Consider the following 17,982-nt stretch of genomic DNA (forward strand, 5'->3'; position numbering starts at 1 on the left):
AAAGAGCCTGCGCAAAAGGTGATAGGGTTGTATCAGCAACAACATATAAAACACACAAAATTAAGCGTGAGCTTCCTGATCCTAGTGATGGTCTGGTTGTATTCAGCTCCTTTAATGGCTGTTCCCGTCTTTTCTGATACGGCGCAGGTGATGCGTCACTATGATTATGAATCAGGTCTTAGTCAGGTCAGTATTACCGCGATTGAAGAGGATCAACTTGGTTATATCTGGATTGGTACACAAGCGGGCCTCAACCGCTTTGATGGCCACTCATTTAAGCAGTTTAGTAGCCGCCAGCAGGATCCGTTTTCTTTAGCCGGGGCCTTCATTACCGCGCTGTGCCATAGTGGCGAGTCGTTATGGATTGGTACCAGCACTGGGCTCAGCGTTTATCATACCGTTACGGGTCGGTTTCAGAGCTTTTTAAGTGATTTTAGTCCTTTGATCCCCTCTGATCGGGTCCAGTCTATTGGTTGCCAGGGCAGTGCCATTTCAGTTACCACAGAAGACGGTTTTTATTATGTAATAGACAAAGCAACACTGCTACCGCAAGAGTTGGCGCTGAAAGGCGACTTTATTCGATATGTAACGGTATACAAAAACTTGGTTTATTACCTGTCTGACGAGGGGCTGGTGGTCAATAATCGCCAGACAGATATGACAACATTATTGCTATCGGGGGATTTTAAGTCACTGATGATCAGTGGTGAGCGGGCATTTTTGATAGGCAAGGATGACAAACTAACGGCATATGACACTTTATTTGAGCGCGCTTTATGGGAAAGTGCCATTGCTCCGGATTCTAAGCTGGTATTGCACTCTGTTTTCGCTTCAGCGGGCGAGTTGTTTGTAGCTACCAGCCATGGCGTATATCTGCTTAACATGAAAGGTGAGATTAAAAAACGCTGGTATAAAAGGGGCAACAATAAGTCAGGGTTGCAAGACAGCAGCATTCTCTCAGTTTTCAGAGACAGTAATAGTGACTTGTGGATTGGGACAGAAACCCGAGGCCTGCACTTCATCAGCCAACTCAGTGAAACTTTTGGCCATGTTGGGGAATACAACTACCCCAGCGCACCTTTGGCAAACTCGGATGTCCGCAGCTTTGCTTTGGATGCATCAGACCGCTTGTGGGTTGCAACGTCAAGTGGTGTCTATATCTTCCAACAGCAGCAGTTTATTAAGGCAGAGCAGATTTACCCTAAGCTAATCACTTTCTCAAATAGCTTTATTACTAAAGTGCAGGTTGTCAATGAGCACGTGTGGCTGACCTCTCGTGGTGCTGGTGTGGCCAGGCTCAATCTCTCAAATGGTGAGGTGATGCACTTTATGCCCGATTTCGGTAATGGTCCGGAACTGAGTTTTAACGACATCACAGTGTTTAAGCAGCAGGTCTTGTTGAGTTCTCGCACATTGGGTTTGCTTTATTATGATAAGAATCAGAAAAAGCTCCTGCCATTTTTTGCGCCATCGGTTTCAGCACCTAATCATGTGTCGTCTGTTTTGGTCGATGGCGACGGCTTTTATTTCGGCAGTGTGGGTGATGGCCTGTTCCATTATGATGGCCTGACAATTAGATCGCTGACCACAAATAATGGTTTGGCATCGGATATTGTCTTTATGCTGGCGCGCGATACACTCGGCGCAATTTGGGTCGCCAGTGAATCAGGGATAAGCATCCTGAACAAGCAATTTGAAGTTGAAAAGGTGTTAAAGATAGCCGACGGGCTCGCCAATGAAGCCATCTGGGCCATGGTGTTTGATCAGCAACAACATGTCTGGCTGGGCACAAGTGGTGGCCTGAGTCGGATCAATATACATGATCACAATATAGATAACTTTTTGGTTGTCGATGGCGTGCAGGATAATGAATTCAATTATAATGCCGCCTGGCTGGCACCCGATGGCCGAGTTTTTATTGGCGGGGCCAAAGGGTTCAATCAATTTTACCCGGAGCAAATCCGTATCGCGTTTGGGATCCGCCCCCTGTTAATCTCAAGTATCGAGTTGCTGGGAGAGGTATTACACCCCGAAGCCAGTAGTGAGCTCTCGCTGGCACCCGAACTCACAGAGAAACTGTCTCTGAATTATGATCAGGATATTATCTCTTTACACTATTCCAGCCTGGACTATGGCTCAGAGCGCTTAAACTTCTTTTATCGTATCGTCGGGTTGAGCGATCAGTGGTTGAAACTGGCTGATGGGGTCAGGCAAATCAATCTGCTGAAACTGGAGCCTGGGAACTATCAGGTACAAACATACACAGTCAATCGTTTTAATCAAAAATCGCCTGTACATCGCTTCACCATAAGTATTAAAGCGCCCTGGTGGTGGGACTGGTATTCCAAGACGTTTTACGTTGTTGCACTGACGTTGAGTTTTGCCTTATGGCTGAGGCAGCGGCAGGCGCGCTTTCGTCAGGTGGTGGATGACAACCGGGTGATGAATGAGCTGCAACAACGCCTTGAACTGAGTTTGTGGGCAAGCGGTGATGAGTTATGGGACTGGCACCTTGAGAACAAAAAAGTTTACCGCTACTGCGTTAAGCCACGTATTGACTATGGCAGGGATCAGACGACTATGTCGGTCGAAGACATAGACCAGTTTGTCCATCCAAAAGACTGCATTGCCTGGGAGGAGAAAATCGAAGCATGCCTTGAGGGTGAGCAGGACACCTATGAAATTGCGATGCGGGTAAAAACGCTCAAGGACCAGTGGAGCTGGGTATTGGAGCGGGGTAAAGTGGTGAGTCGCGACCATCATGGTAGACCACAACGCATTGTAGGCGCGTTGAAAGACATAGCAGAGCTGAAGGCGCACCAGAATGCATTGCAGACGCTCAATGAACAACTGGAAATTAAAGTGGCAATGCGAACAGACGAACTCTACAAAAAGAACCAAAAGCTTGAACAGGCAATGATGGAGCTTAAGCGCACTCAGCAGGAACTGATTGAAAGTGAAAAAATGGCGTCACTGGGCAATGTGGTGGCAGGGATTGCACATGAGATTAATACGCCGCTTGGCGTGGCAATTACCGCGTTGACTTACAATCAGGAATGCTTACACAACATCAATGAAAAGCTTCAGAAAAAGCAATTGCGTCAGGCTGATCTGGAGCGCTCCAATTCAGAGCAGGAGGAAGGATACAGGTTGATCCTACGGAATCTGGACAGAGCCCAAATGTTGATCAGCAACTTTAAGCAGGTCGCTGTTGATCAGTCTAGCGAAGTGGAACGGGATATTAATGTCAAAGATTATATCGAAGATGTGTTTAGCTCACTCTTACCACTGAGTAAAGGTAAAGAAATTACATTATCTATCACAGGAGACGCCGACATATTGGTCAATACTTACCCAGGCGCCATCTATCAGATCATGACAAATTTATTCAATAACTCCATGATCCATGGTTTTGAAAAGCAACAAAAGGGTAAGGTTGGAGTGTCGGTCAGTATGCTTGATGAGCAATGGCTGCTTATATACCAAGATGATGGGATCGGGATGTCAAAAGAGGGATTAAAAACGCTGTTCGATCCGTTTGTAACAACAAAAAGAAGCCAGGGCGGCTGCGGTCTGGGCATGCATATAGTGTATAACCTGGTAACACAGCTGCTCAAAGGTGAAATCAACGCAAGCTCAACGCCAGGACAAGGCATTGAAGTCAGCATTAAAGTTCCATACACCCCCGCTAAAGACGAAGAAGTGGCTGTGTGAGGCAAGATCAAAGAGACGCATTATCGTGCAAAGTCGATCTTTAGCTCGGTCTTTGCGCAAGTGAAATGAGCTATTCTAGTTGAATAGAAATTGGATTACTTTTATCTATAATAACAGCGTTCACACTGTGACTGCTTAGCTAACTATGTTGATAACTTTCAAATTTCCCTGATCTCCCTCCTGTTTTTTCAAGCGGTATTCATATCAGGTTTTCATTAGATCAAGACCTTACTGCACTAGACCACTGAACTATTAGTCGCTCATCCATAATTGGTTAATTCAAATTATTTTGCTAATGTAAATAATTTTCAATTATAATCGTGCGATTAAACGAGTAATCATGCATGTTAATTTACATTGTAGAACTAGGTTATGGGTAATAAAAAACAAACATTTAGCGCAGCTAAGCGGCGCAACTTCATGGCGGCGGTTTTGGCGCTACTGACAGCAACGGTAATGATCCCAGGTATGACTACCTATCTGCCTTTTGAACTTGAGCAAAAAATTTTGGTGCCCATACTGCTTTTTCCACTCATTTGGGTTGGCTTATTCATTTATTGTTATATGGCTAATAAAGCTTGGCAGCCTTTGGTCGTCATGTTGATACTACTCATTAGCCATATTTTTTTCAGTTACAATGCACTCACTAGTGGGGCTCTATCATGAAAAGCTTAACAATAAAAAAGCTCTTTCAGCTTCATAGTTGGGTCGGCATTATCACAGGCATCTTGCTGTTTATTGTTGCATTTACCGGCGCACTTGCTGTTTTTTCAAAACCCTACTTAAGTATCTGGGCTGCGTCTTCTGAGCAGCATGTAGCAAGTCATGTACCAGCTGCTAAAGTCGAACAATTGATCAATCAATATGCAGAGAAGGTTCCACAGGAGTTTCGGGAGAATATCCATGTTTATATGCCTGAGGGATATGGTTATACGCGACTCGTTTTGCTTTATGAGTCACATGAGGGAGACGTAAATTACGACAAGGAAACTGCATATGTATATGAATTTAATAGTCAAACTTTAGCGTTGGTGAACCAATATTATGGACTTGCAAGTGAGTATTATCAAAACCGACAATCAGATATTGGTCAGTTCATTGCGCATTTTCATGCCGATTTACATCTAGGAAGACCCATAGGGCTTATTTTAACAGGCTTTTTGGGCCTGACCCTGATGGTGTCTGTGATTACCGGGCTATACATACATCGTGACATGTTTAAGCAGTTATTTACTTTTCGTCGCAATAAGAGTATCGATATTGTTGCGGGTGACAGCCATAAGTTGTTTGGTATTTGGGGGAGCATTTTTCACTTTGTTATTGGTTTTACCGGTGCATTTTTGGGTTTAGCAACCGTTATTTTGTTACCAGCGGCCGCTTACGTTAGTTTTAATGGTGATCAGGAAAAGTTAATAGAAACTTTTACAGCAATGCCTGAGCCCGTTATCTCTGAGCAGCATCAACCGACCAGAATCGCTGATGTGATCAACCATACTACACAGCTTGACGCTAAGGCTGAATTGCTAGATTTAACGATTATGGCATTTAATGACCAAAACGCGGTTGTATACGCACGTATGCTGGGCGGAGAGAATTTTGCCCCACAAATTTTGGAGTATAAAGGTGATGGTACGCTGGCAAAGAGTATGAGCAGCTTTGGGGATATCCCCGGCCCGGCCATAAAAGTGTTGGAATGGGTTTTCCCTTTGCACTTTGGTAGCTTCGGTGGCATCTTTGTTAAGACAATTTGGGCATTGCTGGGTCTGACCACTGCTTTAATCCCGCTGTCGGGTGTGATGATGTGGTTAGCAAAGCGCAGTCGGGGACAAAATCCAAGTTTATCCGCAACCAGCTACCAGCGCTGGAACCGGTTCGTAATCGGAACTTGCGGTGGTATTGTGTTAGCCTGCTTTGCATTGTTTCCTGCTCAGATTGTATTAAATCAACTGGTTATTGATGCGACACAGAATTCATTTTTCGGCCCGATATTCTTTGGCGGTTGGTTGTTCTGGCTTGTTGTATGCGTATTCCCGGTTTCATATCAGCGACTATTGAAAGCCAATATTTTACTCGTAGCACTATGTTTGTCTTCGGTTATTCCGTTAAAAGCAGTCTTGCAACCTGGTTATTTAGCACAGCTTCTGAACGCAAACTACCTCATTGTTTCGGTCGTTGATATCGTGTGTTTTATATTGGCTTGCCTGGCGCTCTACTGGTTTAAAAAGCTGAGTCTTCCTGTTACATCTGACACCTCTGCCTATACAGTTACTCAAGGGGGGAGCCTATGAACTTTTTAGCATTTTTAATTGTCATGGCTGCCATGTTTACTTTTAAAGCTGGCTTATTTACAAAACCGGTCAGGGTTAGTTTGTTAACGCTTTCTGCAGTGATTGCTATTGTTTTGATGTGCCATACGATGGGTTTTGCAACGGCTGTAGTTATGGCTGCAGCTTTGCTGATGTGTTGTGGTATAGCGGTTGCGTTGATTAAAACTGATAGATAAAGCGCCGCAGGCGCTTTTTTTTGAGATTTTAACATTTCTGTTCTTTTGTTCTTTTGTTCATTTTCAATGGATAATTATCTCTTCTAAATCGTGTTCAGCCCGTACCCACCGACAAAAATTCACGCAAAAGCCATTGCTAATGATAATAACTATCATTAGAATAATCGCAATAATAAAAGTTGCATTAGGGTATGAAAATGAAACATTCTAAAATGGCGAAAGCAGTCTCGCTGGCTCTTGGCGCCGCCATGTTCTCTGGATATTCCATCGCAGATGATAAAGTGCGTGATGATCTGGAAAGTATTGTTGTCTACGGTCAGAAGATTGAAAGATCTTTGCAACAAACAAAAGAAAGCGTGTCAGTTATCACTTTGGATGACATTGAACGCATGCCAATTACAGACATCAATAACGTGTTTGAAATTACACCCAATGCTTATGATCTTGGTGTCGGTGAGTTATTCGGACTTCGTGGTGTGAGCCAAAACTCATTGTCTACCGGAGGCGGAGATGGGTCGCTAGCCACGCTGTATATTGATAATATCGCGTATACTGGCTTTTCATCCCGCTTTAATTCCAAAGATCTGTGGGATGTTGCACAAGTTGAAATCCTGCGTGGCCCACAATCTACCAATGTAGGTCGTAATGCACTGATTGGTGCGGTATTTTTGCAGACGAATCGACCGGAACTCAATGAAACATCGGGCAGAATTAAAGTCGAAGCAGGAAACTATGGACAGCGCGCCATCAGCGCAATGTTTAATACCGGTGTGACAGATAACTCTGCATTGCGCATAGCTGGCCAATTCAACGAAAAAGACGGACATGTCAAAAACATCACATTGGGCGATGATAAATTCGACGCGCGCGATAACACCAATGTCCGTGCTCAATATTATTTGGAACTATCAGATAAATTGTCAGCAAACATCTTAGTTGGTTACGTCGATACTCATCGGGGTCAAGATATATATCGTGTTGATTTACAGCCAATTGACAGCTTTACCGCATCGGATAATTTAGTAGGCTTTGAAGACTATGAAGGGGTCAATGCTGCAATTACGATAGACTACCAGGTCAATGATACACTAGATTTTACCGCTATCACGTCCTATTTCGATGGTGAGTATGAGCGCTTTGATGATGATGGTGGCGCGCCTGATGGTGGCAATGCCTATCGTGGTCGAGATGGGAAAGACACCAATTGGGCTCAGGAACTCCGACTTTCATACCAAAGCGAAAAATTACGCGGCGTTGCCGGTGTTTACTATACGGAAGTGGAAGTGGTCAACAATACAAAGGGACTGGTAAACATCTATCCTGCTGAAGTTGGGGTACCTGAGGTATTACTGCCTTTCTACTCTGAATTTCTGGAAGTAAATGTTTCAATCCCTTTCAACCAAGATACGACCAACTACGCGTTTTATACAGAGTGGGATTATAGTCTGAGTGACAAGCTAACTGTTTCTGCTGGGTTCAGATATGATTTTGAAGAGCAAGATGCTAAGAATGCTAGTTATAACACGCTCGCGTCAGGGTTCTCTTTGCCGGATCCTGTTGTAGCAGGTCAGACTGCCGAAATGCTGTTCCCTGGTGCAGAACTAGGCCCGGTTGTTCAGGGCGGAGTTGCTCAAGTAAATGCTAGGTTAGACCAGTTATTAAGCCCTAAGGTTAGCCCGGCTACCAGTGTAGATTATCAGGCGTTTTTACCTCAGTTTGGAGTGTCATACGATGTGAGTGAGACGTTACTGGTCAGCGCATTTTACAAAGAAGGCTATCGAGCGGGTGGGGCAGAAGTAAGTCTGGGCGGACGTCAGAATGATTACGATCCAGAATACTTGTCGAACTATGAGCTTGCATTGCGCTCAGTCATGTTAGATGGGGATCTGGTTGTGAATGCCAACGCCTATTTTGGTGATTGGACTGAACAACAGGTTACTATTTGCGCCGAGGATAACGCACTGGATTGCTTGACAGAAAATGCTGGTGAATCAGAAATATACGGTCTTGAGCTTTCAACTCAGTATACTGTGACAGAAGATCTAAACATGTTTGCAAGTGTTGGTTATGCACATACTGAATTCAAAAAGTTCAATAGCAGCACATTAGGTAACCTTGCAGGCAATGATTTTGCCTACTCTCCAAATGTAACCGCTGCAATTGGGTCTACTTACTATATCACTGACTCTTTCTTTGTTAGTGGTAACGTGAATTATCAGGATGAAGTATATGCCGATGTTAAGAATACGAGTAAGCTCGATGCACGCACGTTAGTTAATTTGAAAGCCGGTTATGAAACTGAAGATTATAGCATTGACTTTTATGTGAATAACTTAACTGATAAATTCTACATTACGTCAGATTTCACGGCCGCAGATGGCATTGCCAGAACCGTGCGCGGTGGTTTACCACGCATGTATGGTGTCTCGTTCACTTATAATTTTAACTAATAAAATTAGTTAAAATTCTCAGCCCGCTAAATGCAGCGGGCTTACTTTTTCCTATCACTAAATTCTCTCTATATAGTACTTCTTATACACTTACACGACCAAATAAACCAAGGAAAAGAGCCAGAAAACGAACTACTCATACCGAAAATACTTGAGAAAAAATAAGTTCTGGCCTAATAACATAAAAGTGGTAAATAAGTAAAAGTTTTAGACTTAACGAGCGACCATTCAGCCATTTAGGTCATCGCCAATTTGCGATTGCCAAGGCAACCAAGCTCAAGTTGCCTGCACTGCATCTTCGCTGTGAGGCTCATCTGGTGAAATTATATGAATCTCATGGGTTTAGTGTCGTTGCTATGGACGGTCAGAAGTTCATTATGGCACATACATTAACTTAGTGAGCAATCAAGTGCACAGAGGTGGTGAACAGCCACCGGACATGAGTGACACACATTATACATAGGAAGTCTTTGTGGTAATAAGTAGTAACGCGCAATTAATCGAATACATTGCGAAATCAACAAAAACAAACTTTATCTTTTTCTGGGGTCATCAAAAACCTAAGTCAGGCGTCTCTAAGTCCTGTTTCAGTCAATGGTATCCGGCACGTTTTGAGCAGCAAGGGTTAGTATTCAAAACCGCTGAGCATTACATGATGTATCACAAAGCAATGCTGTTTGAGAATGCTGACATAGCTTCACGCATTTTGCACTGTGACCACCCCAGTGAGGTCAAAAAACTAGGTCGTGAAGTAAGCGGTTTTGATGAAGCCACTTGGAATGCAAAGCGGTTCAACATTGTTATCAGTGCAAACCTGCTGAAGTTTGGTCAAAACCCAGAACTGAAGACGTTCTTGCTCTCAACAAACAAGAGCGTTTTGGTTGAGGCGAGTCCGGTTGATAAGATTTGGGGGATAGGTCTGGCGGAGGACCATGAATTTGCAAGTGTGCCTCAAAAGTGGCAGGGGCTTAATCTGCTGGGCTATGCTCTGATGGCAGCACGAGACCAGTTGTTACAGGAGCTGTAAACAGCCGAACCAATACAAAAACGGGCCTGATGGCCCGTTTGTTCAATCTAGTTTTATAGTCGCACAGATTACATTACACGCATGCCAGGCTGTGAGCCTTCGTCTGGGTTGAGAATGTAAATCTCTTTACCGCCAGGGCCTGCAGCCAGTACCATGCCTTCTGACATACCGAAGCGCATTTTACGAGGTTTCAGGTTGGCAACCATGACAGTGAGTTTGCCAATCAGATCTTCCGGTGCATAAGCCGACTTGATACCAGCAAAGACCTGGCGGGTCTCTCCACCTAAGTCCAGTGTCAATTTCAGGAGCTTGTCTGCGCCTTCAACGTGCTCCGCATTGGCAATTTTAGCCACACGCAGGTCAACTTTAGCAAAATCATCGAACTCGATTTCGTCAGCAATCGGCTCTTTAGCCAACGGGCTGTCAGCCGCGGGTTTTGCGCTTTGGCCGCCGACTTTTTTCTCCAGGCTTTCTTTTGACGCGTCTACCATTGCGTTGACTTTGTCCAGCTCAACACGTTGCATCAGGGCCTTAAACTTATTGATTTCATGGTCGACAAGCGCCGCTTCCAGGCCTTCCCAGCTCAATTCAGTGTTCAGGAAGGTTTCTACATTCTTAGCCATACCAGGCAGGATAGGCTTAAGGTAAGTCAACAACACACGGAACAGGTTCAGACCCATTGAACAGACCTGGTGTGCACGTTCCAGCGTGTCTTCATTCTTAGCAAGCACCCAGGGGGCTTCCGCGTCGATGAACTGGTTAGCCTTGTCGGCAAGTGTCATGATCTCACGTACAGCGCGGCTGTATTCGCGGTTTTCATAGTGACTGGAAATGCTGTCTTTGGCTGCCACAAAGCTGCTTAACAGTGCTTCATCCATCACCGTATTGCTTAGCTTACCGCCGAACTTTTTAGTAATGAAGCCCGCACAGCGGCTGGCGATATTGACAACCTTACCGACCAGATCTGAGTTCACGCGCTGCGCGAAATCTTCCAGATTCAGATCCAGGTCTGTTACACCGCTGTTCAGTTTAGCGGCATAGTAGTAACGCAGATATTCAGGGTCCAAATGTTCCAGGTAGGTACGTGCTTTAACGAAAGTTCCCTTAGACTTAGACATTTTCGCGCCGTTTACGGTGACAAAGCCGTGCGCAAATACATTATTTGGCTTTCTGAAATTAGCGCCGTCGAGCATTGCTGGCCAGAACAGACTGTGGAAGTAGATGATGTCTTTACCAATGAAATGATATAGCTCGGCATCTGACCCCTCAGCCCAGAACTCGTCAAAGTTCAGACCCTGTTTGTCACAGAGGTTTTTGAAGCTGGCCATGTAACCAATAGGTGCATCCAGCCATACGTAAAAGTATTTTCCTGGTGCGCCAGGGATTTCAAAGCCAAAGTAAGGCGCATCACGGCTGATATCCCACTGTTGCAGACCATCTGCAAACCATTCATCCAGTTTATTGGCCATCTCAGCTTGCAAACTGCCAGAGCGAAGCCAGGTTTTCAGCATGTCTTCAAAAGCAGGCAAGTCAAAGAAAAAGTGTTCAGAATCTTTCAGAACAGGTGTTGCCCCTGACATTGCTGACTTTGGTTCAATCAGCTCGGTTGGGCTGTACGTTGCGCCACAGGCATCACAGCTGTCTCCGTTTTGCTCTTCGGCCTTACAGTTTGGGCAAGTACCAGTCACAAATCGATCTGGCAGGAAAATACTTTTCTCAGGGTCAAACAGCTGAGAGATAGTCCGCTTTTTAATGTGCCCTTTGTCATTCAGACGAGTATAAATTAACTCACTCAGCTCACGGTTTTCGTCACTGTGGGTGCTGTGATAGTTGTCGAATTCAATATTAAAGTCGGCAAAGTCACGCTGTCTCTCAATGCTGACTTGCTGAACCATTTCTTCTGGCGTGATGCCCTGTTTTTGGGCGTTCAGCATAATAGGCGTGCCGTGAGCGTCATCTGCACAGACATAATAGGCCTCATGGCCTTGCTGCTTCTGGAAACGAGCCCAGATGTCTGTTTGAATGTACTCCAACAGGTGACCCAGGTGAGTCGGTCCGTTGGCATAAGGCAGTGCGCTTGTTATGAGAATTTTTCTCTTTGTCATAGTTATTCCGTGAAAATAGAGCGGCTCAGTTTGGCTCTGTAGATCTGGCGCCTGGCATCATGCACGGTGCTTATCGATACAGTGAGCAAAAACTTCGGCCCGGTCAGTCAGTCTGTTGTGATAAAAGACTAACCAGAACGGCTGGGAAAATCCCAGCAGACGCGAATTTGACTGGTTTTAATGAAGTGAATGTTACATAATTCCTGCGCCCATTTCATCACCTCAAGGCGTTTTATTTGTATGTTTGGTATTGAAAAACTATTTACCAGGAAGGACCCCATAAAAGAACAGATTAAAACTCATCTGCAACACTATCGTAGTGCGATTTTTCCTATGGGCATTGATACGCAGTGGATTGTGGATATTTCACCCGATAAAGCGGAAAAAATATCATGGCAAGCTACACTCACCTTGCCTTTTGCGGCGTCAGGGCAGGGAGCTTTGCTCTCTACTCACCTGAGTGAGTCTTTGAATGTGGATGTCCGCGTGATATGCCAAAGTGAAGTCGTCGGTGTGGCTCAGTTCAAACAAATTAAACACATTGTTTTAGTCGCATCAGGAAAAGGAGGGGTTGGCAAATCGACCACAGCCGTAAATTTGGCTGCCGGACTGGCCTCACAAGGGGCTCAGGTGGGCATTTTGGATGCTGATATTTATGGTCCTTCGATACCTTCTTTATTGGGGCTGAATGGGCAGCAGCCAGAGGCTCTGGACGAAAATACACTAAAGCCGTTTGAAAAAGATGGCATAAAAGCCATGTCCATTGGCTTTTTAGTGGCTGAGGACGATGCGACGGTCTGGCGTGGTCCGATGGCATCACAGGCACTCACTCAATTGTTAAATGAAACGGCCTGGGGAGAGTTGGATTATCTGGTTGTCGATATGCCACCGGGCACGGGGGATATCCAACTGACGATGACCCAAAAAGTCCCCGCCAGTGGCGCAATTGTGGTGACAACGCCGCAGGACCTGGCACTGGCAGATGCGCAAAAGGGCATTGCAATGTTCAATAAAGTCAACCTGCCCATTATTGGCCTGATAGAAAACATGAGTTATTTTTCGTGCCAGCATTGTGATGGCAAAAACGCCATTTTTGGTAGTGAAGGGGGCGCTAAACTGGCTGCACGTCATGGTGTTCCGCTGCTTACTGAAATCCCACTGGATACCGGGATCCGAGAGAACTCGGAGCTGGGTGCCAATATCACAGCTCAATCACTGCCGATCAAAGACCATTATATTTATTGTGCGCAGCTGGTAAGCAGCATGTTGTATTTACAATCACAATCGACTCAAGGGGTCGAAATTCTAATAACGGATGACTAACTAATGAGACTCTCTGACAGAGATATAAAAGAAGCTATCAAAAACCAACACATTCAAATTGAGCCAACGCCGGCCGATGAGATGATCTCAGGAGTGACCGTTGATTTGCGTCTGGGCAATAAATTTCGTGTGTTTCAGGATCACGCTGCACCTTATGTTGATCTGAGCGGACCCAAAGAGCAGATCAACGCAGCGATGGAATCCATTATGAGTGATGAAATTGTACTCGAAGATGGCCAGGCTTTTTTCCTGCATCCAGGTGAACTGGCTTTGGCTATGACTTACGAATCTGTGACTTTACCTGCTGATCTTGTCGGTTGGCTTGATGGTCGCTCATCTTTAGCTAGATTAGGCCTTATGGTGCACGTAACGGCACATCGTATCGATCCGGGCTGGTCTGGCAACATTGTTCTGGAGTTTTATAACTCTGGTAAGTTGCCCCTGGCGTTGCGACCTAAGATGAAGATTGGCGCACTGAGTTTTGAAACCCTGAGTAGCCCTGCAGAGGCACCTTACAACATGCGTAAAGATGCCAAATACAAAGGTCAAAATAGTGCGATCGCAAGTCGGATAAGTGATGACAACCGTTGATAATTAGATAAATATTTTTCATACCGGGTAGTGTGTGGCTGACTAAAACGCGAGCCGCACAGTACCTAATCCAGTCTCCATTTGCCGTTTAGTTGTGGAATTTTTATATTCGCACTGGCAATTCAAACTTCAGCCTCCATACTTAACATTAATGCTACAAGGTAATGTGAAAAAGCAGCACGTGTCTGCCGTGATGAGTGCTATTACCTGAAGCCAGCTAAACCGGGCTTAGCCTTAACTGGCCTGTTAATTGAACGAACTCTGCCACTTGCTCAAGGAGGTTGGGATGTGGTTAAGCGTGATACGCGTAATAGCCGTTTTGTTGACTGTCATGGCTGTTCTGATGCTGGGTAGCGCAGCGCAATCCAGTGAGCCTTCAGAAGGCCCTCAGGCGCCGATGTCACTTAGAGTATACAGTGATGCGACCAATCAACTTGGTCTTGCAGAAATTCGTCAGATGACTGAGAGTATGACCTCGGTCGAGCAGAGCATTCGACTGCAGCGAGGTATAGCGACCTGGGTGCGAGTCGATATACCTGCAAATCCACATCATGAACAGGTCATCTACACCCAGCCTGTCCAGGGTGTACTCAAGTTTTATCTGGAGCGCTCAGGCAAACTGATTCAGTATACGCTAATTGCCCCAACAAAAGAGCTGGCATCGTCTGCCCAGGCGGTGTTACCCCATGTAAAGATACCCAGAGACATGCAACCCGCCCAGCTCTATATTCAGGCTCAGGGTGCTTACCCGCAATGGTTATCAGTGGTGGCTGTGCACGAAGCTGAATTTGTACAGTTGCTTAGTCACAAGGTGTTTTTGTTTGGTGTTGAAACGGGTGGCATCTATTTTGTTGCCTTTTTTCTGATGCTCATGGCTGTGTCTCAATTCCGACCCGGACTATTGGCTCTGGCTGCTTATGTACTGCTGGTTGCGGTTATCAGCGGCGCGGTGAGTGGCGTGAATGTGCTGTTCTTTCCCAGCGCGCTCAGTGGTGCCATGGCAACCTATAGCAGCCAGTTATTTTTACTCTCTCTTGCCTGCGTACTGTGCTTTTTTCACTATTTTGCAGTGGAGAAGCGATTAAATGAACAACACGGATACTACCTGTGGCGACTATTATGGGGTTTGCTGTTGGTCGTCTGTATCAGTGCGCCATTACACACTGGTTATCAACTGTTGTTCCAGGTGATGGCTGGGTTGGTTGTTACAGCTTATGTGACTTATTTACTCTGTTTGCAACCCGCTCAGTATCAATATGAAGCGCGCTTATTGGTGCTCGCTTTTCTACCAGCCTTGGTATTGGTTGTGATCTTAATGCTGGGGCAACTGGGCGTGATAGCACTTTCTCACTACTTTTTATTAAGTCATGCTTTACTGACGGGGCATGTATTGTTGCTGGCCTACTACGTATATTGGCATGAACGGCAAAAGAAGCTGCTGCTACTTCAGTATGCAAACCATGACAAAGAAACCGGGCTGCCCAACCGTCACATGCTGCAAAAGGCGCTGGACGGGTTGCAAAGTACACATCAGCATCACACATTAGTGATGTTTCGGCCTAAAGTGTTGAGCGTAATTCGGTTAAATATGGGGTGGGATTACGCAGCGATACAGTTGAAGTCGTTGCTAAAAAAAGTTCAGACTCAACTCGATACCTATGGCAGAGTGACGGTTGCCGCAGAGCCAAATAGTCGCACTGAGATTTATCGGCTGGATGATACGCTGTTTGCCATTGTTTTGCGTGGTAAGTTGGAGTTGAGTCAGGTTGAGCAGTATGCATGCTTGTTGGCGTCAATTTTTGAAGAAGGGGTTAGTTTTAAGGGAGAACTGTTGGTTGATCAGTTGGAAATTGGTGTTGCCAGCAACCCCGTTCATGCTCAAACGACAGAGGCTTTGATGCAACGCGCATTACAGGCGATATCGACACGTCCCCTGGGAACGCAAAAGTGGCAATTATTCGATCATAACGACTCTTTGTATCTGGAGCGGCGAATAAAAGTCGCTTCTTCTTTAAAATATGCCGTAGCACAGAACCAGTTTTCTCTCTATTTTCAGCCTCAGGTTAAGCTGCAACAGGGTGAAGTGTTTGGCGCAGAAGTCTTGCTGCGTTGGCACCACCCTGAGTTGGGGGTGATCCCGCCAGATGAGTTTATTCCTATCGCTGAATCGTCAGGCATGATCCCCGAAATCACAGACTGGGTTGTAGAGCAGGCATTGATCGCACAAGCGGAACTGTGTCGTGTTTATCCGCAGCATGTCCTGTCACTGAATGTCTCCGGGAAAGACATTGGCAGAAAGGACCTTGCTGTGCAACTGATCACTCTGATCAGTCAGCTGAACCTGGCTCCCTCGCAGCTGATGCTAGAAATCACCGAATCTGTCACTTTGGCAAATGAGGTTGATCTTAACGAAATCATTGATGGCTTCAAAAGGCTGGGTGTCAAAATGGCCATTGACGACTTTGGCACGGGTTATTCATCACTTGCATACTTGAGTCAGTTGGGGGTTGATGAAATCAAAATTGATAAGAGTTTTGTCATGAACATTGCCAGCTCAGCAACCAACCAGACGATTTGTAAGGCCACCTGTGATATGGCGCATAACCTGGGCTCTCAAGTTGTTGCCGAGGGGGTTGAAAACGTCCAATGCTACCAGATGTTACAAGCTTTTGGCTGTGATATTGGCCAAGGGTTTTACATTTCCAGACCGCTACCGTTTGCAGAGTACCGCAGCTGGCTGACTGAATTTATTGCATTTGACGATATAACGCAGCACCTAGCATCTGAAAGTAACTAGAGGTGGCAAGGCATGTTTCAGCCGCAATGGTTTCGTCTGGAAAGCCGCCAAGACGTTCCAGCTCAGAGCCAAGCACATCGTCTACCAAAAAGGCATTACGGATATGAATATCATTGGCTATAACCCATTCAAACGCCCGGGCTGTTAACTCTTGTGGTCGCGCGTAGTACTGGGCTGCGCGTGCTTTGTCTAACAACGCAGCATGCTTAAAGTAGTCGCTGGGTTCAAGGCCTTGGCTATCCAGTAGCAGAAGGCGAAACAGCGCATCAAGCTGCTGATTAAGCGGGTGTGTCAGGTTCGGTGTATGAGTAAGCCAAAGTGCTGATGCAAAGTCATGTGCGCGTACTTTGTTGAACATATGCTTAGCAATATAGTGATCAAACGCGTGCCACCATTCATGCGCCAGCGCGCCGCCACCGGCGTTTTTCGCCAGCGCCAGCGTCCGCTGATTGCTGTCATAATGTGCCTGAACGCCAGCCTGCCCACCGCTACCAAATGCGAGATTCAGTGTGCCTCGCAGACCGATTGCGACGGGGGGAATTGACAAAATCTGGGTCAGATCGGCCAGTGCATCGTAAACTAGGTTAGCGGCTATATGTTGTTCTTGTTTGTCGACCCAGGCACCTAATGTTATGGTTTTAAAGCCAAAGGTTGTCTTAATTTCGTCAAAACTGGCTTGATCGCCGAAGCGATAATCTGGCCCCTGACGGTAAAACCGACGCTTCAATCGATTACGAGAAGGGCTATTGGGCCGCTTATTCGTCACGTAAATACCTTTGTTTGACATGTTCAGGCATGAGCCGGGTCTGCTGCTCTATCATGCCTGCCAAAGCGCGATATAAAGGTTCAGGTGAAGCTGCTTCATACAGGTGTAAAAAATGGGCTGTTGCTTCAAGCGTCGACAGACTAAATGCTTGTTCGGCTTTGCGAATGTGGTACTGATTTTTGGGCAAGTTTGTAAATGAGACATGGGGAAGGCCCATCAACCAAGGGTTGAGCATGAGCATTTTGTGGACTTTTTTCCAGGTTCCATCCAACACGACTAAGGTTTCAATGACTGGCCGATTTACTTTTTCTGTGGGCGCTGAAAGTGCTGCGGCGCTCTCTGAAGGGTACAGTAGTGCGCACCGACTTGTGTGAAGTTGTTCACGCACTTGTGCAAAATCTGTTTCCGACTCACCAACGACGACTTCAATGTTGCTAAGTTGCAATGATAATAAGCGAACCGTATTCTTAGCCACTTTGACTTCACTGGGGTGTTGCAATACCACTATCTTACAGTGATTTTTGAGTGGCTCGCCAAGGAAATTGCAGACGCAAGTCTGTTCAGGGAAGTGGCAGTGATTGCAAAGTGTTCGTTTCATCGCATTATTTTACTGTTTTTTCTGCTGTAGATCATATCATAGTTTGCAGTTTGGGGCCCTCTTAGCTAGCATTAACCTAAAGAGAGGCTGTTGGTGGGTTTGTTAGCC

At 45.7% G+C, this 17,982-nt stretch carries 12 protein-coding genes; 8 read left to right on the forward strand and 4 right to left on the reverse strand.

What is annotated here, in order from left to right; all coding sequences use genetic code 11:
* Positions 1-27: 27 nt before the first annotated feature.
* The 3 genes from CWB99_RS09650 to CWB99_RS09660 all read left to right on the forward strand — a co-directional run bounded on the left by CWB99_RS09650 (position 28) and on the right by CWB99_RS09660 (position 6,002).
* A complete protein-coding gene (locus CWB99_RS09650) occupies positions 28-3,714 on the forward strand; it encodes a two-component regulator propeller domain-containing protein (protein WP_138551351.1) in 3,687 nt (1,228 codons plus the stop codon).
* A 372-nt stretch (positions 3,715-4,086) separates the two neighbouring features.
* A complete protein-coding gene (locus CWB99_RS09655; RefSeq protein ID WP_138551350.1) occupies positions 4,087-4,380 on the forward strand; it encodes a hypothetical protein in 294 nt (97 codons plus the stop codon).
* A complete protein-coding gene (locus CWB99_RS09660) occupies positions 4,377-6,002 on the forward strand; it encodes a PepSY-associated TM helix domain-containing protein (RefSeq protein ID WP_138551349.1) in 1,626 nt (541 codons plus the stop codon). Before CWB99_RS09655 ends, CWB99_RS09660 begins: the two co-directional genes overlap by 4 nt.
* On the opposite strand, the gene CWB99_RS09665 is transcribed toward CWB99_RS09660, so the two are convergent.
* Complete coding sequence (locus CWB99_RS09665) at positions 5,980-6,252, reverse strand: hypothetical protein (protein WP_138551348.1); 273 nt, start codon at positions 6,250-6,252, stop codon at positions 5,980-5,982. The genes CWB99_RS09660 and CWB99_RS09665 overlap by 23 nt on opposite strands.
* Positions 6,253-6,414: 162 nt before the next feature.
* Between CWB99_RS09665 and CWB99_RS09670 the strand changes: the two genes are divergently transcribed.
* Together CWB99_RS09670 and CWB99_RS09675 are read left to right on the forward strand one after the other, a co-directional pair.
* On the forward strand, positions 6,415-8,667 hold the full coding sequence (locus CWB99_RS09670) for a TonB-dependent receptor (protein ID WP_171045301.1): 2,253 nt from the start codon (positions 6,415-6,417) through the stop codon (positions 8,665-8,667).
* A 472-nt stretch (positions 8,668-9,139) separates the two neighbouring features.
* Entirely contained in the window at positions 9,140-9,694 is a 555-nt protein-coding gene (locus CWB99_RS09675) for an NADAR family protein (RefSeq protein ID WP_138551346.1), read from the forward strand.
* A 68-nt stretch (positions 9,695-9,762) separates the two neighbouring features.
* Here CWB99_RS09675 and metG read toward each other — a convergent pair whose 3' ends face one another.
* Entirely contained in the window at positions 9,763-11,799 is a 2,037-nt protein-coding gene (gene metG, locus CWB99_RS09680) for a methionine--tRNA ligase (protein WP_138551345.1), read from the reverse strand.
* Positions 11,800-12,039: 240 nt separating this feature from the next.
* On the opposite strand from metG, the gene CWB99_RS09685 reads away from it, so the two are divergent.
* The 3 genes from CWB99_RS09685 (at position 12,040) to CWB99_RS09695 (ending at position 16,510) form a co-directional block, all read left to right on the forward strand.
* Positions 12,040-13,122, forward strand: coding sequence for an Mrp/NBP35 family ATP-binding protein (locus CWB99_RS09685; protein WP_138551344.1), 1,083 nt, complete (start codon positions 12,040-12,042; stop codon positions 13,120-13,122).
* Between the two features lie 3 nt (positions 13,123-13,125).
* Positions 13,126-13,713, forward strand: coding sequence for a dCTP deaminase (gene dcd / locus CWB99_RS09690; protein ID WP_138551343.1), 588 nt, complete (start codon positions 13,126-13,128; stop codon positions 13,711-13,713).
* A 286-nt stretch (positions 13,714-13,999) separates the two neighbouring features.
* Positions 14,000-16,510: a putative bifunctional diguanylate cyclase/phosphodiesterase gene (locus CWB99_RS09695; RefSeq protein WP_138551342.1), complete on the forward strand. Its 2,511-nt coding sequence runs from the start codon at positions 14,000-14,002 to the stop codon at positions 16,508-16,510.
* Here CWB99_RS09695 and CWB99_RS09700 read toward each other — a convergent pair.
* Together CWB99_RS09700 and CWB99_RS09705 are read right to left on the reverse strand one after the other, a co-directional pair.
* The gene (locus CWB99_RS09700) at positions 16,461-17,276 is read right to left on the reverse strand and encodes a CLCA_X family protein (protein WP_249331809.1); all 816 of its coding nucleotides are present in this window, start codon (positions 17,274-17,276) and stop codon (positions 16,461-16,463) included. The genes CWB99_RS09695 and CWB99_RS09700 overlap by 50 nt on opposite strands.
* Complete coding sequence (locus CWB99_RS09705; RefSeq protein ID WP_138551340.1) at positions 17,266-17,874, reverse strand: tRNA-uridine aminocarboxypropyltransferase; 609 nt, start codon at positions 17,872-17,874, stop codon at positions 17,266-17,268. The genes CWB99_RS09700 and CWB99_RS09705 overlap by 11 nt, the downstream gene beginning before the upstream one ends.
* Between the last annotated feature and the right edge of the window lie 108 nt (positions 17,875-17,982).

The organism is Pseudoalteromonas rubra (assembly GCF_005887095.1).
In the GTDB taxonomy this organism is placed as follows: domain Bacteria; phylum Pseudomonadota; class Gammaproteobacteria; order Enterobacterales; family Alteromonadaceae; genus Pseudoalteromonas; species Pseudoalteromonas rubra_E.